Origin of the sequence: Streptomyces sp. NBC_00539 (assembly GCF_036346105.1) — a bacterium.
Lineage (GTDB): Bacteria > Actinomycetota > Actinomycetes > Streptomycetales > Streptomycetaceae > Streptomyces.
On the sequence record NZ_CP107811.1, the window covers coordinates 6227147 to 6245716 of the forward strand.

The 18570-nt window shown below is 73.5% G+C and carries 18 protein-coding genes; 9 read left to right on the top strand and 9 right to left on the bottom strand.

The annotated features are described in order from the left end of the window. Positions 1 to 6: 6 nt before the first annotated feature. Positions 7 to 1512, bottom strand: a complete 1506-nt coding sequence (locus tag OG861_RS28110; protein WP_329192839.1) for an MFS transporter — start codon at positions 1510 to 1512, stop codon at positions 7 to 9. A 137-nt stretch (positions 1513 to 1649) separates the two neighbouring features. Here OG861_RS28110 and OG861_RS28115 point away from each other — a divergent pair, with 137 nt between their 5' ends. Beyond that, positions 1650 to 2102, top strand: a complete 453-nt coding sequence (locus OG861_RS28115) for a MarR family winged helix-turn-helix transcriptional regulator (RefSeq protein WP_329192837.1) — start codon at positions 1650 to 1652, stop codon at positions 2100 to 2102. Positions 2103 to 2124: 22 nt separating this feature from the next. On the opposite strand, the gene OG861_RS28120 is transcribed toward OG861_RS28115, so the two are convergent. Continuing rightward, on the bottom strand, positions 2125 to 2604 hold the full coding sequence (locus OG861_RS28120; RefSeq protein WP_329192835.1) for a MarR family winged helix-turn-helix transcriptional regulator: 480 nt from the start codon (positions 2602 to 2604) through the stop codon (positions 2125 to 2127). Positions 2605 to 2753: 149 nt separating this feature from the next. On the opposite strand from OG861_RS28120, the gene OG861_RS28125 reads away from it, so the two are divergent. Further along, positions 2754 to 3164, top strand: a complete 411-nt coding sequence (locus tag OG861_RS28125) for an organic hydroperoxide resistance protein (protein ID WP_329192833.1) — start codon at positions 2754 to 2756, stop codon at positions 3162 to 3164. Between the two features lie 194 nt (positions 3165 to 3358). Then, a complete protein-coding gene (locus tag OG861_RS28130; RefSeq protein ID WP_329192832.1) occupies positions 3359 to 3745 on the top strand; it encodes a hypothetical protein in 387 nt (128 codons plus the stop codon). A gap of 33 nt (positions 3746 to 3778) precedes the next feature. On the opposite strand, the gene OG861_RS28135 is transcribed toward OG861_RS28130, so the two are convergent. Next, on the bottom strand, positions 3779 to 4240 hold the full coding sequence (locus OG861_RS28135) for a hypothetical protein (protein WP_329192830.1): 462 nt from the start codon (positions 4238 to 4240) through the stop codon (positions 3779 to 3781). A gap of 176 nt (positions 4241 to 4416) precedes the next feature. Here OG861_RS28135 and OG861_RS28140 point away from each other — a divergent pair, with 176 nt between their 5' ends. From OG861_RS28140 to OG861_RS28150, 3 genes are read left to right on the top strand one after another with little or no spacing between them, the layout of a single operon-like run. Further along, positions 4417 to 5691 (top strand): sensor histidine kinase, encoded by a 1275-nt coding sequence (locus tag OG861_RS28140; protein ID WP_329192828.1) that lies wholly within the window; start codon positions 4417 to 4419, stop codon positions 5689 to 5691. Beyond that, positions 5679 to 6335, top strand: a complete 657-nt coding sequence (locus tag OG861_RS28145) for a response regulator transcription factor (RefSeq protein WP_330261894.1) — start codon at positions 5679 to 5681, stop codon at positions 6333 to 6335. The genes OG861_RS28140 and OG861_RS28145 overlap by 13 nt, the downstream gene beginning before the upstream one ends. Continuing rightward, the gene (locus OG861_RS28150; RefSeq protein ID WP_329192825.1) at positions 6332 to 7195 is read left to right on the top strand and encodes a hypothetical protein; all 864 of its coding nucleotides are present in this window, start codon (positions 6332 to 6334) and stop codon (positions 7193 to 7195) included. Before OG861_RS28145 ends, OG861_RS28150 begins: the two co-directional genes overlap by 4 nt. Before the next feature lie 21 nt (positions 7196 to 7216). Here the strand turns inward: OG861_RS28150 and OG861_RS28155 are convergent, their stop codons facing one another. From OG861_RS28155 to OG861_RS28170, 4 genes are all read right to left on the bottom strand, one after another. Next, positions 7217 to 8260 (bottom strand): LacI family DNA-binding transcriptional regulator, encoded by a 1044-nt coding sequence (locus OG861_RS28155; protein WP_329192823.1) that lies wholly within the window; start codon positions 8258 to 8260, stop codon positions 7217 to 7219. An 89-nt stretch (positions 8261 to 8349) separates the two neighbouring features. Beyond that, on the bottom strand, positions 8350 to 9768 hold the full coding sequence (locus OG861_RS28160; RefSeq protein ID WP_329192822.1) for a glycoside hydrolase family 16 protein: 1419 nt from the start codon (positions 9766 to 9768) through the stop codon (positions 8350 to 8352). A gap of 199 nt (positions 9769 to 9967) precedes the next feature. Continuing rightward, entirely contained in the window at positions 9968 to 10705 is a 738-nt protein-coding gene (locus tag OG861_RS28165) for an SAM-dependent methyltransferase (RefSeq protein WP_329192820.1), read from the bottom strand. A 144-nt stretch (positions 10706 to 10849) separates the two neighbouring features. Continuing rightward, complete coding sequence (locus OG861_RS28170) at positions 10850 to 11761, bottom strand: AraC family transcriptional regulator (RefSeq protein ID WP_329192818.1); 912 nt, start codon at positions 11759 to 11761, stop codon at positions 10850 to 10852. A 99-nt stretch (positions 11762 to 11860) separates the two neighbouring features. Here OG861_RS28170 and OG861_RS28175 point away from each other — a divergent pair, with 99 nt between their 5' ends. Beyond that, entirely contained in the window at positions 11861 to 12790 is a 930-nt protein-coding gene (locus tag OG861_RS28175) for an MBL fold metallo-hydrolase (protein ID WP_329192816.1), read from the top strand. 66 nt (positions 12791 to 12856) lie between these two features. After that, positions 12857 to 14050 carry a cytochrome P450 family protein gene (locus OG861_RS28180; RefSeq protein ID WP_329192815.1) on the top strand — a complete coding sequence of 398 codons (1194 nt, stop codon included), beginning with the start codon at positions 12857 to 12859 and terminating at the stop codon, positions 14048 to 14050. Positions 14051 to 14114: 64 nt separating this feature from the next. Here OG861_RS28180 and OG861_RS28185 read toward each other — a convergent pair whose 3' ends face one another. Further along, complete coding sequence (locus tag OG861_RS28185; RefSeq protein WP_329192813.1) at positions 14115 to 15686, bottom strand: alpha/beta hydrolase; 1572 nt, start codon at positions 15684 to 15686, stop codon at positions 14115 to 14117. A 230-nt stretch (positions 15687 to 15916) separates the two neighbouring features. Between OG861_RS28185 and OG861_RS28190 the strand changes: the two genes are divergently transcribed. Continuing rightward, positions 15917 to 17782: a galactose oxidase early set domain-containing protein gene (locus tag OG861_RS28190; protein WP_329192811.1), complete on the top strand. Its 1866-nt coding sequence runs from the start codon at positions 15917 to 15919 to the stop codon at positions 17780 to 17782. A 36-nt stretch (positions 17783 to 17818) separates the two neighbouring features. On the opposite strand, the gene OG861_RS28195 is transcribed toward OG861_RS28190, so the two are convergent. Continuing rightward, positions 17819 to 18439: an L-threonylcarbamoyladenylate synthase gene (locus tag OG861_RS28195; RefSeq protein ID WP_329192809.1), complete on the bottom strand. Its 621-nt coding sequence runs from the start codon at positions 18437 to 18439 to the stop codon at positions 17819 to 17821. Positions 18440 to 18570 lie beyond the last annotated feature (131 nt).

Here is an 18570-nt window from a genome sequence, read left to right on the forward strand (position 1 = left end):
GGGGGATCAGACGGCGTCGGCCGTCTCGACCACCTTCGGGGCCGGGGCCTCGCCGGACGCGACGGGCTCCGTCACACGGGGGCCGTGGCCCTTGCGCAGTCCGGCCCAGCTGATCAGGGCGACCAGGGCGAAGGCCGCCGCCCCGATGCCGAACGTCAGGGTGAAACCGGACTCCGCGGGCAGGGCGGGGACGCCCGGCGGGAGGTGCTCGATCGTCTTGGAGGCCAGGATCGTGGTGACGATGGCGCTGCCGATCGCGCTGCCGGTCGAGCGGGAGATGGAGTTGATGCCGTTGGCGATGCCGCTCTGGTGGTGCGGGACGCTCGCCATGATCACGGCGGGCATGGCCGCGTAACCGAAGCTGACGGCCGCGCCGACGACGACACCGGCGCCGATCACCGAGAAGGTGTGGCCGTGGTCGAGGGCCAGCCAGCCGAAACCGGCTGCGCCGAGCCCGGCGGCCAGGGCCAGCGCGATGCGCGGACCGCGGTGACGGACCAGCTGGCCGCCGATGGGGGAGGCGAGCAGCGAGACGATCGCACCCGGCAGCAGGAACTGGACGGAGGCGCGCAGGATGGACGCGTCGAATCCGTACCCGGTCAGCGCCTTGGGCATCTGGACGAGGTAGGACACGCCCAGGAAGTTCGCGAACATGCCGAAGCCGACGAGGATGCCGGCCAGGTTGGCCATCAGCACCGGGCGGTGGACGAACATCTTCATGTCGACCAGCGGCTCGCGCACCTTGCGCTCGACCACGACCCACACGGCCGTCATGACGGCGGCGCCGGCGAAACTGGCGAGCGTACGGCCGGAGGACCAGCCCCACTCGTGGCCCTGCGAGATGGGCAGCAGGAGCAGCAGCAGGGCGATGCCGAGGGTCAGCGCTCCCAGGAAGTCGGTGCGGCCGCCGGTCTTGTGGCGGGTGGCCGGGACCAGGAACACGACCGCCAGGAGGGCGAGGGTCGCGAAGCCGGTCGCCATCCAGAAGGCGTTGCGGTAGTCGGCGCCGTCACCGGAGGTCAGCAGGCCGGTGGCGACCAGAGCCAGGCCGCTGCCGAACGCGAGCGTGCCGCTGACCAGCGCCATCGCACCCGGCAGCTTCTGCGGCCGGACCTCTTCGCGCAGGACGGAGAGCGCCAGCGGGAAGATGGCGGTGGCCGCGCCCTGGAGCACCCGGCCCAGGATGAGCAGGGGCAGCGAGGTCGCGAGGGCGGCGACGACGGAGCCCGCGACCATGATGGCGAGTACGGCCACCAGGGTCGGCTTCTTGCCGTGCTGGTCGCCGAAGCGGCCCAGGAGTGGGGTGAAGACGGCGGCGGACAGCAGGGTGGCGGTGGTCACCCAGCTGACGTTGGCGGTCGTGGTGCCGAGGTCGTTGCGGATCAGACCCAGGATCGGGACGGGCAGGGTCTGCATCATCGACACGACCATGGCGGCGAGGCTCAGGGCGAAGACGATGACCGTCTCGTTCCTGGGCCCGGCGGCGGAGGGGGCGGGTGCGGCGGTGCTCATGGCTGGCAGGACCTTCTTAACGCTTCAGATCGCAGATGTTTTACGTCATCAAGTACTTGGATGAAGGTAGACGGCAATAGTTAAGGAGGTCAAGTAAACAATTGATAATGCCAACCTTCTTGCGTACGCTCGACGGCATGAGTGCCACCGCCGGACCGGCCGCCCCCCACCGCCCCACCAAGCTCCAGCTCCTGGAGCTGCTCGCCGCCATCGGTACCGCCCAGTGGCGGGATTTCGCGGCCGCCGCGGCCCGCTACGGCCTCACGTCCACGCAGGCCAGGGTGCTCGCCCAGCTGGAGGGGCCGGTGCCGATGCGGGGCCTGGCCACCCTGCTGGTGTGTGACGCGTCCAACGTCACCGGCATCGTCGACCGGCTGGAGGCGCGCGAGCTGGTGCGGCGCGAGCCGTCCGCGGTCGACCGGCGCGTGAAGAACGTCGTCGCCACGGACGAGGGCCGGGACGTCATCCGGCGGGTGCGCGAGGAGATGCAGGCCACGCACGGCGCGCTCGACACCCTCGACGAGGAGGAGGGGGCGACGCTCTACGCCCTGCTGGAGCGGCTGCGCCCCACCATGGAGAAGGACGCCTGATCCCCGGGGGTCCGGCCGGGTTCTAGAGCTCCTGGCCGAAGGCGGCGGCGTCGAGGGCTGTGGTGAGGCGGCTCAGACGCGTCTGGAGATCGCGGATCTCCTCCAGCTCGAAGCCCGTCGCCTGCGCGATGCGGCGGGGTACCTCCACCGCGCGGGCGCGCAGCGCCGCGCCCTCGTCGGTCAGCACGGCGTGGACGGAGCGCTCGTCCTGCGTGCTGCGCTCGCGCCGGATCAGGCCGGCCCCCTCCAGCCGCTTGAGCAGCGGTGACAGCGTGCCCGAGTCGAGCCGCAGGTGCTGTCCGAGCTGCTTGACCGGCATCGTGCCGTGCTCCCACAGGACCAGCATCACCAGGTACTGCGGGTAGGTGAGGCCCAGGTCCTTGAGGACGACCCGGTATAGGCCGTTGAAGGCGCGGCTCGCGGCGTTGAGCGCGAAGCAGATCTGCCCGTCCAGGCGCAGGAAGTCCTGGTCGTCGAGCGGGGTGGCGGGCTGCTGCGTCATGTGGGCCAGTGTACCGCGAGGTGACTTGCAAGCCATTGAGTTGTGCACAACTGAATTGTGTGCTCTATTAGTGGAGGCAGTCGGGTCACCGGCCCCCCGCCGAGGTTCGAACCCGGACCGCCTTCCACCACCTCCCGAGAGGAACTCCGATGGACGCGCTGTACACCGCTGTCGCCACCGCCAACGGCCGTGAGGGCCGCGCAGTCAGCTCCGACGGCCAGATCGACCTCGCGCTGGCCATGCCCCCGGCGCTGGGCGGCAACGGGCAGGGCACCAACCCCGAGCAGCTCTTCGCGGCCGGTTACGCCGCCTGCTTCGCCAGCGCCCTCGGCCTGGTCGGCCGCCAGGCCAAGGTCGACACCGGCGACATCTCCGTCACCGCCGAGACCTCCATCGGCCAGGACGGCTCCGGCTTCGGTCTGGCCGTCACCCTGCGCATCGAACTGCCCGACTCCCTCGCGGGCGAGACGGGCGCGCTCCTGGTCAAGCAGGCGCACGAGGTCTGCCCGTACTCCAAGGCGACCCGCGGCAACATCCCCGTCGAGCTCGTCATCGAGTAGCGGTCGGCCCCGGCGGGCGGGAATTCCCCGCGGCGCCGCACGTGCCGCAGTGCAAGCGCCTCCGGCGCCCCGACGAGGGGCGCCGGAGGCGTTCGCGTCGCCGGGCAACTCCCGGCTCGGGCACACGTTTTGGGCGAGGGGGAAGTACGGCGGATCGGCTGCACGCGCCGGTGCGCCGCCACTACCGTTGCCGCATGAGCGCCGATGAACTCGACCCCCGGGACGTGTGGCCGCTACCGCCGGCCTGGATGTTCGACTGCACCGACTGTTTCCGGCTCTACCGTTCCATGAAGCGCATCGAGCGGGTCACGGAGGAGATGTGGCTCACCGGGCGGCGGGGGATCGACTGGGACCCCGTGGACAACGGGCCCGGCTCGCGGATCCGGCTCGCCCGCCACCTGGCCACCAGCCACGAGAGCCTGTTGCCCGACTGGGCGCCGGAGTGCGAGCGGTGCGGCGACCACGCACGCAGGCTCGCGCGGGGCGAGGACGCGGAATTCGGTCTCGCGGCGGCCCTGGTGGCCGCCGAACACCGCGCCGCGCACCTCTTCGTCCCGCCCCGCGGGCTGGGCCTCGTCTGACCGGAGGCGTCGGGGGCCCCTGCGCGGGGCCGCTCAGCCGCGCCGCCGGGCGGCCACCACGACGCAGGCCACCGCGAGCGGCACCTCCGCCCCCGCTGCCAGCAACAGGGCCGGCCCCTGGCCGCCGGTTCCCAGCGAGGTCGTGACGTCGAACCAGGCGTCCACCGCCAGCAGCGCGGCCGTCGCGGCCGCCACCGGCGAAGCCCGGGGGTCCCTCCGGCGCACCAGCAGCCCGGTCCCCGTCAGTCCGGCCGCCAGCATCACGTCCAGGCCGATCCAGGCGGTGGCCCAGTGGGACACCTCGGCGCTCCCCGGCAGCGTCATCGCCAGCACGACCATCCACGGGAGCAGCGCCGCACCCGCCCCCGTGAGGACCACGGAGATCCCCGGCACGGCGCGGCGGGCGGCAGTCCGGCGGCCCGTTGTCCGAGGAGCGGTCACCCGGCGGGCGGTCGTCCGTGCGGCGGCGGGCGGGCAGGGGGCGGTGAGGGCCATGGCCGCGGGTCTCCTTCCGGCCCGGCGGTCCGTCCGCGGGGCACGCCCCCACTCTTGTGTCCCGCAACGCGAAGATCAGTAGCCCCCCGGTCCGAACCCGGGGTGGTGCCCGTACCACCCCCGAGCGGGTACCAGGGTGGGCGCACGTCCTGAGCAGTGCGATTACCGTACGGGTCATGGCACTTCGCGGCGCGCTGAGGCGTACCTCCACCTGGTTCGCCGCCCACGCCCCGTGGTCGGCGTGGGCCTGGCGCAACACCGCCTTCGCGGCAGCCGCCATCCCGCCCGCGCTGCCCGTCCTCGCCGGGGTCACGGTCCTGTCGGTCCTCCCCGGGGACGGGCCCGTACCGCTGGCTGCCGCGCTCGCCGCGCTCGTGCTGTGCCCCCTGCTCACGCCGCTCCAGCGCAGCCGCTTCCGGTCGCTGCTCGGCCTCCACGTTCCGCCGGTCGTGCGCGAGCACCGGTGGTGGACCCCGCGCGGGGCGGGCGAGCGGCTGGGCTCCGGGGCGATGTTGCGGCAGTACGGGTACCACCTCATCGTCGGTCCCCTCACCGCGCTGGCGGGCGCCGCCGTCGTCCTCGCCTGGGCGGCGGGTGCCGTCGGCGCCACCGTCTACGGATGGGTCTGGCTGCTGCCCGGCCCCGGCGGAACGGGCGCCCCCGGCTGGACCGGGCAGTGCGACGTGGTCACCGTTGCGGGCGCTCTGGCCGTGCTCGCGGCCCCCTGGGCGGCCGCCCTCGTCGCCCGTCTCGACGCACTCGCCGCATCGGCGCTCCTCGGCCCCAGCCGCGCCGGCGAGTTGCTGCGCCGCGTCGAGGACCTCGCCCAGAGCCGGGCCGGCGTACTCGACGCCGCCGACCTCGAACGCCGTCGTATCGAACGGGACTTGCACGACGGCGCCCAACAGCGCCTGGTCTCCCTCGCCATGAACCTCGGGATCGCCCGCGCCACCCTTCCGGACCTGCCGCCCGAGGCCAGGGCCGTGATCGACGAGGCCCACCGCGAGGCGAAGGAGGCCATCGAGGAGCTGAACAGCCTGGTACGGGGCCTGCACCCGGCCGTGCTGGAGGACCGCGGGCTCGACGCCGCGCTCTCCGGGATCGCCGCCCGCGCCCCCCTGCCCGTCGAACTGTCCGTGGACATCACCGAACGCCCGGACCCGACGGTGGAGGCGGTCGCGTACTTCGTGGTCTCCGAGGCCCTCGCCAACGTCGCCAAACACGCCGGAGCCGCGCGCTGCACCGTCCGGGCCCAGCGGGTGCCCGGCGGCCGCACGGACCTGCTGCGCGTCGTCGTCACCGACGACGGGGCGGGCGGCGCCGACCCGGGCTCCGGCACCGGCCTGAGGGGTCTGCGCAAGCGGGTAGGGTCGGTCGACGGAACCATCAAGATCGACAGTCCTCTCGGGGGCCCGACCGTCATCACCGTGGAGCTGCCGTGCGTGCCGTGATCGCCGAAGACTCCGTCCTGCTGCGCATAGGACTCGTCAAGGTCCTCGAAATGGCGGGGTTCGAGGTGGCCGCCGAGGCCGGGGACGCCGAAGCGGTGCTCGCCGCCGTCGAGGAACACCGGCCCGACCTCGCGCTGCTCGACGTGCGCATGCCACCGGGCTTCACCGACGAGGGAGTCCGCGCGGCGCTGATGATCCGCAGCCAGAGCCCGGGCACCGCCGTCCTGCTGCTCTCGCAGTACGTGGAGGAACGCTACGCCGCCGACCTGCTGTCGGGCGAGAACGGCGCGGGCATCGGCTACCTCCTCAAGCAACGCGTGGCCGACGTCGAGGAGTTCATCGACGCCCTGCGCCGGGTCGCGGCCGGCGGCACCGCACTCGACCCCCAGGTCGTCGCCCAGCTCCTGCTGCGCCGGGGCGGGGGAGCGGATCCGCTGGAGCGGCTGACCCCGCGCGAACGCGAGGTGCTGGCCCTGATGGCCGAGGGCCGCTCCAACGCGGGCATCGCGGCCGGACTCGTGGTCAGCGAGAGCGCCGTGGCCAAACACATCAACAACATCTTCAGCAAGCTGGACCTGCCCCCGGCCGAAGGCGCCCACCGCCGCGTCCTCGCGGTCCTGCGCTTCCTGGACGGCACCCCGTGACCTCCGCCGACGCCCCCGCCGACGCCCCCGGCGCGCCGTCCGCCCCGGCTCGCCGGGAGCACCGCCGGGCGTGGCTCCTCGCGGCGCTGGCCGGTGCGTTGCTGGTCCTCGTACCGGCGGGCCGTCAGGCGTGGACGCACCACTCCCTGCACAGCCGCGTCCTGGCCGGCGACAGCGGCGGACCGCCGGTGCGGGCGCTGGAGATCACCGGCCGCAGCGCGGACATCACCGTCACCCCGCGCGCGGACGGGGTGGTCGGCTACCGGGCGGAGCTCGGCTGGTCCGCCCGGCCGCCCGTCGTCGAGGAGAGCCGGCTCGGCGACACCCTGCGGCTGGCCGCGCGCTGCCCCGGCGACGGCGGCGACGGCGGAGGTCCCGACGGCCCGGGCCCGGGGCCCGGCTGCGACGTGCGGCTCGCGGTGACCGTGCCGGCCGGCATCCCCGTACGGGTGTCCGCCGGCTCCGGCCGGGTCGACATCAGCGGCATGGCGGGCCCCGTCGACGCCAGCGTCGACTCCGGCACCCTGAACCTCGTCGGCCTGCGCGGCGCGGTGCGCGCCCGGGCCGGCTCCGGCGCCCTGACCGCCACCGGTCTGGCCTCGGCGCGGGCCGACATCGCGGCGGACTCCGGCCACGCGCTGGCCGCCTTCCTGGCCCCGCCCGAAGACGTCACCGCCCGCGTCGGCTCCGGCGGGCTCGACCTCGCCTTTCCGCCGGCCACCCGGTTCCGCGTCGACGCACGCGCGGGCTCGGGCACCTGCGAGGTCGCCCCGGCCCTGCGCGACCCCGCCTCCCCGTATACCCTGACCGTCTCGGCGGAGTCGGGCCGGGCCGAAGCCCGCACCACCGCGTCGTACTGACCGGTGGCGCCGGCCGCGGCGTCAGGCGGAGGCCCGGCGGACCAGTACGGTCGGCGTGATCACCGCCCGGGGCGCCGGCGGGGTGTCCAGCGCGCCCAGGGTGCCCAGCAGCAGCCGCGCCATCAGGCGGCCCATCCCCTCCACGTCCTGGCGGACCGTCGTCAGCGGCGGCTCCGCCGCCTCGGCCACCCGCTCGGTGTCGTCGAAGCCGACCACCGCCACGTCCCCGGGCACGTCGAGCCCCCGCTCCCGGAGCACCGCGAGGGCCCCCGTCGCCATCAGGTCGTTCGCGGCGAACACCGCGTCCAGGCCCGGCCGGCGCCCCAGCAGCTCCCGCATCGCACGGGCCCCGCCGGCCGTGGTGAAGTCACCCGCCGCCACCAACGCGGGGTCGGCGCCCACCAGTACGTCCCGGTAGCCGTCGAGCCGGTCGACGGCCGAGGTCTGGTCGAGGGGGCCCGCGATGTGCGCCACGCGCCGTCGGCCGCGGGCGAGCAGGTGGCGCACCGCCTCCCGCGCGCCGCCCCGGTTGTCGGCGTCGACGTAGGCGGCGCAGGGGTCGTCGGGGCCGGTCGTCCAGCCCGGCCGGCCTCCGTAGACCGTGGGCATGCCGACCCGGCGGGTGATCTCGGGCAGCGGGTCGTCGGTGTGCAGCGAGAAGGCGAGCGCCCCGTCGACGTGGCCGCCCGCCAGGTACCGTTCGATCCGGTCGTAGTCCGCCCGGTCCTCCACCAGGAGCAGCACCAACTGGGCGTCGTGCGCGGTCAGTTCCCGGCTGATCCCGCGTATCTGGCGGGAGAAGAACGGGTCGGAGAAGATCCGTGCCTCCGGTTCGGGGATGATCACGGCGACCGCCCCGGTGCGCCGGGTGACCAGGGTGCGGGCCGCGTGGTTCGGTACGTAGCCGAGCTCGCGCACGGCCTCCCGCACCTTGTCCGCCAGGTGCGCGCGGACCCCGTCACCGCCGTTGACGACGCGGGAGACCGTGGCCCGGGACACCCCGGCCAGTGCAGCCACGGCCTCCAGGGTGGGGCGGTTCCCGGGAACACGAAGCTGTTCGGGCACGGGCGCTCCTCATGCGTGGCCGTCGGCGGTTGACTTGCCGCGCAGCAGGTTAACCCCTGCCGCCGGGGGCGCCCGGCGCCCCGGCCCGCTCAGTGGCCGAAGTCGAACCAGTTCACGTTCACGAAGTCGGCCGGCTGGCCGCTGGTGAAGGTGAGGTAGACGTCGTGGGTGCCCGTGACGGCGCTGATGTTCGCGGGGACGGTCCGCCAGCTCTGCCAGCCTCCGGTGCCGGCGACGGAGAAACTGCCGACCGGCGGGCTCGTGCGGCTGTCCAGGCGGACCTCCACGAGGCCGCTGACCCCGCTCGCCGCGCCGCTCGCGACCCGCCCGTAGAACTGGCGGGCCGCGCTCGCGCCGAAGTCGACGCCCCGGTACACGGCCCAGTCACCGTTCGCCAGCGAGGCGAGGTCCTGGCCACCGCCGGTGTCCGAGGTGGTCTCCTTGGCGGTGCCCGCCTGGTCGTCGTACGACTCCGCCTGGATGGCGGCGTAGGCGTTCCGCGCCCCGGAGGGCGGCGTCGTGGGGGGCGTGGTGGGCGGGGTGGTGGTGCCCGTCTTCTGGAGTACCAGGACGTAGTCGACCACCATCGGGTGGCCGGGCTCGGTGCCGGCGTCCGGTCCGCCGCCGAAGGCGTCGGGGAAGCCGCCGCCCATGGCGACGTTCAGGATGATGAAGTAGCCGTGGTCCGTCGCATTGGTCCAGGTGGTGGCGTCGACCTGGTTCGCCTTCACGGTGTGGAAGTTGACGCCGTCCAGGTAGAAGCGCATCTCCTCCACGGCCGTGGACCGGTCCCACTCCACCGCGTAGGTGTGGAAGCCGCCCTGGCAGGTGGTGCCGGTGCAAGCGCGCTGGCCGCCGATGCCGGAGGTCTCGTTGCAGGGGCCGCCCGGGCTGGTGCCGCAATGCATGGTGGCCCACTCGTTGTTGAGGCCCTGGACGTTCTCCATGATGTCCAGCTCACCGATGCCGGGCCAGTTCCACCAGTTGCCCCGGTAGGGGGCTCCGAGCATCCAGAACGCCGGCCAGTACCCCTTCGCCGCGGCGCCCGTGACGTTCGGCATCTGTATCCGGGCCTCGGTGCGCAGGGTGCCGCCCGCCGGGGGCCGCAAGTCGGAGCGCCTGCTCTCCACGCGGGCCGAGGTCCAGTTGCCGGCCGCGTCCCTGCGGGGGGTGATCCGGAGGTTGCCGGCGCCGTCGAGCGAGACGTTGGCCGGGTCCGCGGTCATCGTCTCGATCTCGCCGGTCCCGAAGCCGGTGGGGCCGCCCGGGTAGCCGCGCCCGGTCGTGTACTGCCAGTCGGTGGTGTTCACACCGGAGCCGGCGGTCCCGTTGAAGTCGTCAAGGAACACCTGGGACCAGCCGGCCGGGACCGGGGGAGCGGCGGCGTTCGCGGGCGGGGTGACGGCCACGGCGGCAGCGGCCGCCACCGCCACCGCCATCGTGCTCAGGGTGGCGATGACGGAACGCCTGGTGGCGGGGCGGCGCCTTCTGCGGGATGTCTCACGCATGGGTGGGTGCCCTCTCTGCGTGCGCCTCGGGGGCGCGGTGGGGGGAGGTGCGGACCGTGACACCGCCTTGAGAGCGCTCTCACAGCGATGTCGCCCGCCACTGTGCTCCCCGCCACCGGGACCGTCAAGAGATGGAACCGTCAAAGCCATTTGCGGGGCGGGGAGTTCACAGGTTGAAGGGGCTCGGTGCCTCGTGGGGTCAGTCGGACGTCCGGCGCAGGATCAGGGAGACGAAGCCCCAGGTGTCCCGGTAGACGCGCAGCCACTCGGAGCGCCGGACGCCGGCCGTTTCGAGGGCCTGGGAGCCGTCCGGACCGGCAGGATGGTCAAGGCCCCATGACGCCAGCGAGCCCCAGCAGGACCACTCGTAGTCGTCCAGTTCACTGCGCGTGCTGACGTGCCCGTAGACGGGTGTCCACCCGTCGGCGACGACCCGGTCCACGGTGGTCGCAAGGTCGGCGAAGTCCCCGAGCATCCCGACGGCCTCCGGGGAGGGTTCGCGGTCCCAGAACCCCTCGCCGACCAGGACCCGGCCGCCGGGGGTCAGGTGCTTGCGGGCCGCGGCGAGGGTGGGGAGCAAGCCGCCGAATGCGTGCGTGGCCCCGACACTGAGCACGAGGTCGAACGGCTCCGCCGGGGCGAAGTCCTCGGCCGGGATGTGGTGGAGCACGAGGCGTTCTCGGACGCCGAGGCGGTGCGCGGCCTGATCGGCGAGCGCCAAGGCCTCCTTCGAGACGTCGACGCCCTCGGCATGCAGGTGGGGGTGGTTGTCCAGGGCGCGCAGCAGCCATTCCGCGGTGCCGCAGCCGAGGTCGAGTACTCGGGCGTCGGCGCGGGGGACCGCGCGGTCCAGCAGTCGGCGTACGGACCCGTCGTCGAGCGGGGCCTTTATCGGGTGGTCGGCATGGGCGATCTGGGAGATCTGTTCACGGTTCACCGGCGCAGCCTGCCAGCAGCCGGAGGCCGCGCACACCTCCTTTTCGGTGCCGGAACCCCGCGCCCGGTGACGGCGTGGGCTGCGCCGGGCCGTCCGGACGCGTACCCGTCACCGCGCACCGCCGGCCGGCCGCGCCTGGTCGCGTTAGCGGCCCGGGGGTGTGCCGAACTGTCTGTTGAAGGCGGCGGAGAAGGCGTACGGGCTCCCGTAGCCGCAGCGGCGGGCGATCGCCGACAGCGGGTCCGCGCTGTCGCGGAGCAGCGCCGCGGCGAAGGTCAGCCGCCACCAGGTCAGGTACGCCATCGGCGGCCGGCCCACCAGTGCCGTGAACCGGCGGGCCAGCGTGGCCCGCGAGACGCCCGCTTCGGCGGCGAGGCGGTCGTTGGTCCACGGGGCGGCCGGCTCGGAGTGCAGGGCCCGCAGGGCGGCGGCCGTCACGGGGTCGCCCAGTACGGCGGGCCACGCCCCGGTCGCGGCGTCGGCCAGCCAGGACCGGACCATGTAGACGAGCAGGAGGTCGAGCAGCCCGGGGACGGCGATCCCCGCGCCGGGCCGCTGTCCGCCCAGTTCACGCCCCAACAGGTCGATGGCGAAGCGCAGTTCCGGGTGCGCTCCCACCCTGTTCGGCAGGTGGACGACGGTCGGCAGTTCGCCCATGAGCGGGTGCATCCGGCTGCGGTCGAGCCGGTACTTCCCGCACAGCAGCTCCACGGCCCTCCCGTCGGCATTCCCGTCGGGGCCGGCGGCGCCCCGGCGCGGGTGCTTCCCGTCGGCCCATTCCTCGAACGCCACCGCGCGCCGCCGGTCCGACGCGTCGGCACGGGAGTCGGCGAGGACGTGCCCGGCGCCGTGCGGCAGCAGCACCGCGTCGCCCGCCCCGAGCGGCACCGGCACGCCGTCGTCGGGCAGCAGCACACAGCTTCCCTCCACGACGACGTGGAAGCCGGCACCGTCGTACGGGGCGAGGCGGGTGCACCAGCTTCCGGTGACCCGGACCCGGTGGGAGGAGGGCCGTCCGATGCGGATGGTCGATATCGCGTCGCTCACCACGTCCATGCCGAAAGCGTAGCCCCGGCGTCAGCGGCGAGAGCCTCGCGCATCCGTATGAGCCATCAGCGCATTGAGGGGCTCACGCCGCGTTCATAGGGTCGGGGCATGAGCAGCGAGAACAAGCAGAGCACCATGCTGGGGGACGTCGAGGTCACACGTGTCGTCGAGTGGCAGGGGCCGGCCGCCCGCACCTCCGAGATCGTGCCCGCAGCCGGGCCCGAGGTGTGGCGGGACAACGCCGGCTCGCTCGCCCCCGACCACTGGGACCCGCAGGGCGACCGCGTGGTGATGGCGGTGCAGACCTGGGTGCTGCGCAGCGCCGGACGGACCGTACTGGTGGACACCGGGGTCGGCGACATGCGCGAGCGCCCCGGATCGCCGATGTTCCATCACTGGCGGGGCGACCTCCTCGCCCGGCTGGCACTGGCCGGGGTCCGGCCCGAGGACGTGGACCTCGTCGTCAACACGCACGTGCACGGTGATCACGTCGGCGGCAACACCACCGGCGCGCAAGGTGAGTGGACCCCGGCCTTCCCCAATGCCCGGTACCTGATCCCGGCCGCGGACGACTTCCACTACGGGCCGCGCAACGGGTACGCGCAGGGCAAGAGGGTGGACGACCGGCTCGTGTACGAGGACAGCGTCGAGCCCGTCCACCGTGCCGGGCAGGCCGTGCTGTGGGAGGGCGTCCACCGTATCGACGAGCACCTCGTCCTGGAGTCCGCGCCCGGTCACACGCCCGGATCCAGCGTGCTGCGGCTCGAATCCGGCGGGGACCGTGCGGTGTTCGTCGGCGATCTGCTGCACAGCCCCGTGCAGATCCTGAACCCCGGACACAACAGCTGCTTCTGCCTGGACCCGTCGCAGGCCGCGGCCACCCGCCGCCGGATCCTCGAAGGAGCCGCCGACCGAAGGGAATGGGTGATACCGGCGCACTTCGGCGGAGCGGGCGCCGTCGAAGTCCGGCGCCGGGGCCACGACTTCGCCCTCGGGCCGTGGGCGGCCTTCGAAGGGGACGCGCCGGCCGGGCGGTGATTCCGGCCCGGACGACTGGCCGGAAACAGCGCGTTCAGCGAAGCGTGACCGCCGTACTGTGGAGTGATGCCTGTAGTAGACATCAGTTCCGGGGCCCAGAACTTCCATGCCGACCCGTATGCCTTCTACGCGAAACTGCGGGACAGCGGACCGGTCCACCACGTCGTTCTGGACGACCGGGTGTCGGGGCCGAGCTGGCTGGTCGTGGGGTACGAAGAGGCCCGTCAGGCCCTGAACCACCCCGCTCTGCTCAAGGACTGGCGCGATACCGGCCTGTTCCCCGAGATCACGGCGACGGCGGCCAACGCGAACATGCTGGAATCCGACCCGCCGCACCACACCCGGCTGCGCCGCCTGGTCGCGCGCGAGTTCACCGCGCGCCGCATGGAGTCCATGCGGGCCCGCGTCCAGGAGATCACCGACGAACTGCTGGACGCCATGGCCGCCCGGCCCGAGCGCTCCGCCGATCTGATCGAGGCACTCGCGTTCCCGCTGCCCATGACGGTGATCTGCGAACTGCTCGGCGTGCCCGACCTGGACCGCGAGCGCTTCCGGCACTGGTCCAACGAGGTCGTCGCCCCCACCCAGGGCGCTCCGGCGGGCGCCGCCCACGAGCAGCTCAGTGCCTACCTCGCCGAGCTCGTCGAGCTCAAGGCGAAGGCGCCGGGCGGGGACCTGCTCAGCGCGCTGATCCGTACCCGTGACGAGGACGGTGACTCCCTGTCCGGGGAGGAGCTGATCGGGATGGCCTTCCTGCTGCTCGTCGCCGGCCACGAGACCACGGTCAACCTCATCTCCAACGGCGTACGGGCCCTGCTCGCCCATCCCGGTCAACTCGCCGAGCTGCGCGCCGACTTCGACGGGCTGCTGCCCGGCGCGGTCGAGGAGATGCTGCGCTACGACGGCCCCGTGCAGAACGCCACCTTCCGCTACGCCGGTGAGGACGTGGAGATCGGCGGCGTCGTCATCCCGGCCGGGGACACCGTCCTCGTCTCGCTGGCGGGCGCCGACCGCGACCCCGGGCGGTTCGGGGAGCCCGATGCCTTCGACATCCACCGGGCCCCCCAGGGCCACCTCGCCTTCGGCCACGGACTGCACTTCTGCCTCGGTGCCCCGCTGGCCCGGATGGAGGGCCGCATCGCGATCCGGAGCCTGCTGGAGCGCTTCCCGGACCTGGCCGAGGACCCGGCAGGCGGCCCCCCGGCCTGGCTGGCGGGCAGCCTGATGAGGGGCGTGAGCCGGCTTCCCGTCCGCTGGTAGCGCCGCCGGGTGCCGACGCCCGCCGTCAGCGCCCGCCGTCAGTCCCCCCAGTCAGTGCCCCCCGTCAGTGGCCGCCGGGACGGCCGGCCGGCTCCGGCAGCGGCACACCCGCGCAGCGGGCGCCCTCGGCGGGCAGCACACCGTCGAGCAGGTAGGCCTCGACCGCGGAGTCGACGCACGGGTTGTGGTTCTGGAACTGGCCGTGGTCACCGCCGTCCACCGTGAGCAGCCGTGAGCCGGCCAGCCCGCGGTGGGCGCGCACCGCGGACTCGTAGTACGTCGCCGGGTCGTTCGTCGAGTTCAGCATGAGCACGGGGGGCAGCTCCTCGCCGGTGACCTCGACGCGGGGCGTCCGGGAGCGCGGCCAGTTCGCGCACACTGAGGCGAAGGCGAGCTCGCGCGCTCCGGCCAGCGGATAGGTCTGCGTGGCCCCGGCGCTGTGCTCCTCCCAGTAACGGGCGTCCCGCGTCCACGGGGTGTCCCCGCAGGTGACCGAGAAGAAGTCGGCGGCGAAGTCGGCGCCCAGGGGGTGCGCGAGCTGCGCCGCCACTGTCTCCCGTACGTCCGCCGGAGCCTGCTCGGGGTGGCTGAGGACCCCGAGGAGCACGGCGAGCCCCTCGAATCCGTCCCCCGCGTCGTAGAGCGAGTTCGTCGTGGCCGCATCGAGGTGGTTGGGCGTGACGACCGTTCCCCCGAGGTCGAGGGGGTGCGCGCCCAGGGCGGCCCGCAGCCGCTCGAAAGAGGCTCCGGCCTCGGCCGGGGTGGCGCCCTGGTGGTAGGTGGCGTCGTGCGCGGCGAGCCAGGGCAGGAAGTCCTCCTCGAACCTGCGCTGGAAGCTCATCGGCTGACCGGTCATGAAGGACTGCCAGGTACCGGTGAAGTCCACGTTGCTGTCGAGCACCACCCGCTCCACGCGGCTCGGGAACTCGGTGGCGTAGTACGCGCCGAGGAACGTCGCGTAGGAGGGACCGTAGTACGAGACCTTCCGGGCGCCCAGGAGTTCCCGGTACAGGTCCATGTCGTGCACCGCCTGATCGGTGGTGATGTACGGCAGCAGGTCGCCCGAGCGGCGCCGGCAGTCCTGCACGAAGCCCCGCGCCCGGTCGACTGTCCGTCGCACGGCCCCGGGGGACCGGTCGCGCAGGTCGCCGCTGCCGAACAGGGCGTCGACGGCGCTCTGGTCCGAGCAGGTGACACGGGTGCTCGCGCCGACACCGCGCTGATCGAAGCCGACGATGTCGTACGCGGCCGCCAGCCGTGGGCTGTACGAGGCCAGTCGCGCGGGGCGGCCCAGCCCCGACGCGCCGGGTCCGCCCGCCGCCACCATGAGCACGCCCCGGCGTCCGGCCGGGTCCGCCGCGCGGAGCCGGTCGACCTCCACGTGCAGGTCCGGCCCGGAGCCGGGGTGGTACCAGTCCCGGGGCACGGTCATCGTGGCGCACTCCAGCGGGCCCGTCGCGCACGGATGCCAGTCGAGCCGCTGGTGCCGGTAGCGGTCCGGTACGCGGGGGGCGGCGCCCGCTTGTGCGGCGCCCGCCGGTGCGGCGCCCGCGGTGGTGGCCGGCAGGGCGGCGGCGGCCAGCACGCCGCACAGGGCGGTCGCCGCCCACCGTGCGGACTTCCTGAACAAGGACATTGCTTCCTCTTCCCCCTGGGATCTCCTGGACGCTCAGATCGTCGCCCGCGCCCGCCGGGTGCTTCGATCCCCCTGGCACCCGGATCCGGGGTGGTGACAGGACCACCCACCCCGGCCGTCGCCACCCCATCGGGCGGAGGCCGTTCGTGGATGCCGCCGGGTCACACGCGGACAACTGTCCAATTTCTTCTACCATGGGCGCTTTGTCGGCGGTTGCTGCGAGGAGTCCCATGGTCCTGAACCCTGTCCGGGCGATCTTCGAGGACCGGCCCGTCCCGTCCCTGCGCCTGCTCGCGACGGTGCTGCTCGCCTCCGCCGTCCTCGCCACCACCACGCCCGTCCTCGCCTCGGCCCCCGCGCCCGACGACACCCACCACGCGGGCTCCGTGCCGGGCGAGGCCGCCGTGCTCGGCGCGGACCACGCCCGCGCCCACGCCGGCCGCAGGAAGGCCGCCGACGCGATGCGCGAGTACCCCCAGTCGAGGCGCACCGCCGGCCTCGCCTCGCTGCGCGCCTCGCAGCGGCGGCTCAACGCCGCCTTCACCGCGTCGGATTCCGGCCGCTTCACGGACTACTTCCCCTCACCCGACTTCGGTGTGCACGTGGCCCAGCTGCCCACCGGCAAGGTGCTGCTCTTCTCCTTCGAACGGGTGGAGGTCAACCCCACCAAGGAGACCGGTCCCACCGACCGCCTCGGCCGCACCAACGCCGGCCGCGCCTACCTGTGGGACCCCGCCAAGGGCACCGGCACCACGGCGTTCAAGAAGGTGCCCCCGCCGACCGTGCTGATGCCGGACGGCACCTACGCCCCGCGTCCCGCCCCCTTCTTCTGCGCGGGCCACTCCTACCTGCCCAACGGCATGGTCGGCGTCTTCGGCGGCAACGGCGGCGGCAAGGGCGGTACGGGGGCCAGGCTCTCCTTCGTCTTCGACCCGTGGACCGAGACCTGGTTCCGCAACCGGGACATGATGGTGGGCCGCTGGTACCCCTCCGTGGTCACCGGGGCCGACGGCCGACAGCTGATCATGTCGGGGCAGGACGAGCGCGGCACCGGGCACCCCACCCCGCTGGTCGAGCGCTTCCCGGCGCGCGGGTACCGGGTGCCCTGGCGCCCGTACGAGATCCCGGCGGGCGTCCCCGCGGAACGGTTCGCGGCGGACGCCCCGTTCCGCAACGACTACCCGCACCTGTTCTCGCTGCGCGACGGCATGATCTACGGTCTGGGCCGCGACGCCGACCAGCAGTGGGTGTTCGACCCGGTCAAGGAGACCCGGACCGATCTGCCCCGGCGGCCCGCCGGCTTCCGCGGCTACGGCTCGGCGGTACCCCTGCCCGCGGGTCTGCGCGGTCCGGACTCCGTGCTGGTGCTCGGCGGCGACCCGCTCGACCCGTCCACGTACCGGCTGTCCGGCGGAGCCTGGCGCACCGACACCCCCCGGGCGTTCGGCCGCACCCAGGACGACACCCTGATCCTCCCGGACGCCACCCTGCTCACCGTCAACGGGGCGCTCGACACCAGGAACTACGGCTACGGGCCGTTCAACCCGAAGGCCGACCTCAAGTACCGGCAGGTCGAACTGCGCGACGCGCAGGGTCACTGGAAGCTGGGACCGGCCCAGCGGCTGCCCCGCGGCTACCACTCCAACGCCCTCGTCATGCCCGACGGACGGGTCATGGTCACCGGTGACGAACTCCAGCAGATCGCCAACGACCCCGACATCGCGGACGGCATGGACGGCAGCATCGAGCTCTACGAGCCGCCCTACCTGCACCGCGGCCCCCGCCCCGCCCTCGACCGGGCGCCGCGCGGCGAACTCGCCTACGACGCGCAGTTCCAGGTCCGCACCTCCACCCCCGCGGACGTGGCGCGAGCCGTCCTGCTGGCCCCGACGACCGTGACGCACGCAGTCAACACCAGCCAGCGCCACCTGGAACTGCCTCTGACCGCCACCGGCGGCGACACCCTCACCCTGCACACCCCGCCCAGCGCGGCCGACGCCCCGCCCGGGTACTACATGCTGTTCCTGCTGAGCGCCCGGGGGGTGCCGAGCACGGCGCAGTGGATCAAACTGGGTCCCCGGCCACGCAGCCGCTGAGGGGCCGTGGCACCGGCCACCGCCCCCGGCGGCGGGCTACTCGAAGCGGTCCGTGTCGCCCGCGCCGTAGCGGACGATCTCGGCGCCGCCGCCCGAGAAGTCGATGACCGTGGTCGGCTTCGTCCCGCAGTCGCCCGAGTCGACGACGATGTCCACGACGTGGTCGAGCCGCTCCTTGATCTCCCAGCCCTGGGTCATCGGCTCGTCCTCGTCGGGCAGCAGCAGGCTGCTGGACAGCAGCGGTTCGCCGATCTCCGCGAGCAGGGCCTGGACGACCGTGTGGTCCGGGATGCGGACACCGACCGTCTTCTTCTTGGGGTGCAGCAGCTGGCGCGGCACTTCCTTGGTGGCGGGCAGGATGAAGGTGTAGCTGCCCGGAGTGGCCGCCTTGATCGCGCGGAAGACGTCGTTGTCGATCTGCACGAACTGCCCCAGCTGCGCGAAGTTCTGGCAGACCAGGGTGAAGTGGTGCCGGTCGTCGAGGTCGCGGATGGAGCGGATCCGGTCGAGACCGTCACGGTTGCCGAGCTGGCAGCCCAGTGCGTACAGGGAATCGGTCGGGTACGCGACGAGCGCGCCGGAGCGGATGCTGTCGGCCACGTTGCCGATCGTGCGCGCTTGGGGGTTCTCGGGGTGCACATCGAAGTACTTCGCCATCCGCCGAGCCTACGGGATGCCCCGGCCCCGCCGTTCCACCCGTCGGCGCGGCGCCCCCGGTCGCGGCCCCGCCGGCCCGCCGCGCTGGTCCGTCCGGACGGCATCGTGGCGTGGCGAACGGGGCAGGGGCC

Bases quoted from the DNA above. Each gene is read 5' to 3' on its own strand.
- OG861_RS28110 (WP_329192839.1), bottom strand. From the start codon at position 1,512: ATGAGCACCGCCGCACCCGCCCCCTCCGCCGCCGGGCCCAGGAACGAG.
- OG861_RS28115 (WP_329192837.1), top strand. From the start codon at position 1,650: ATGAGTGCCACCGCCGGACCGGCCGCCCCCCACCGCCCCACCAAGCTC.
- OG861_RS28120 (WP_329192835.1), bottom strand. From the start codon at position 2,604: ATGACGCAGCAGCCCGCCACCCCGCTCGACGACCAGGACTTCCTGCGC.
- OG861_RS28125 (WP_329192833.1), top strand. From the start codon at position 2,754: ATGGACGCGCTGTACACCGCTGTCGCCACCGCCAACGGCCGTGAGGGC.
- OG861_RS28130 (WP_329192832.1), top strand. From the start codon at position 3,359: ATGAGCGCCGATGAACTCGACCCCCGGGACGTGTGGCCGCTACCGCCG.
- OG861_RS28135 (WP_329192830.1), bottom strand. From the start codon at position 4,240: ATGGCCCTCACCGCCCCCTGCCCGCCCGCCGCCGCACGGACGACCGCC.
- OG861_RS28140 (WP_329192828.1), top strand. From the start codon at position 4,417: ATGGCACTTCGCGGCGCGCTGAGGCGTACCTCCACCTGGTTCGCCGCC.
- OG861_RS28160 (WP_329192822.1), bottom strand. From the start codon at position 9,768: ATGCGTGAGACATCCCGCAGAAGGCGCCGCCCCGCCACCAGGCGTTCC.
- OG861_RS28170 (WP_329192818.1), bottom strand. From the start codon at position 11,761: ATGGACGTGGTGAGCGACGCGATATCGACCATCCGCATCGGACGGCCC.
- OG861_RS28175 (WP_329192816.1), top strand. From the start codon at position 11,861: ATGAGCAGCGAGAACAAGCAGAGCACCATGCTGGGGGACGTCGAGGTC.
- OG861_RS28180 (WP_329192815.1), top strand. From the start codon at position 12,857: ATGCCTGTAGTAGACATCAGTTCCGGGGCCCAGAACTTCCATGCCGAC.
- OG861_RS28185 (WP_329192813.1), bottom strand. From the start codon at position 15,686: ATGTCCTTGTTCAGGAAGTCCGCACGGTGGGCGGCGACCGCCCTGTGC.
- OG861_RS28190 (WP_329192811.1), top strand. From the start codon at position 15,917: ATGGTCCTGAACCCTGTCCGGGCGATCTTCGAGGACCGGCCCGTCCCG.
- OG861_RS28195 (WP_329192809.1), bottom strand. From the start codon at position 18,439: ATGGCGAAGTACTTCGATGTGCACCCCGAGAACCCCCAAGCGCGCACG.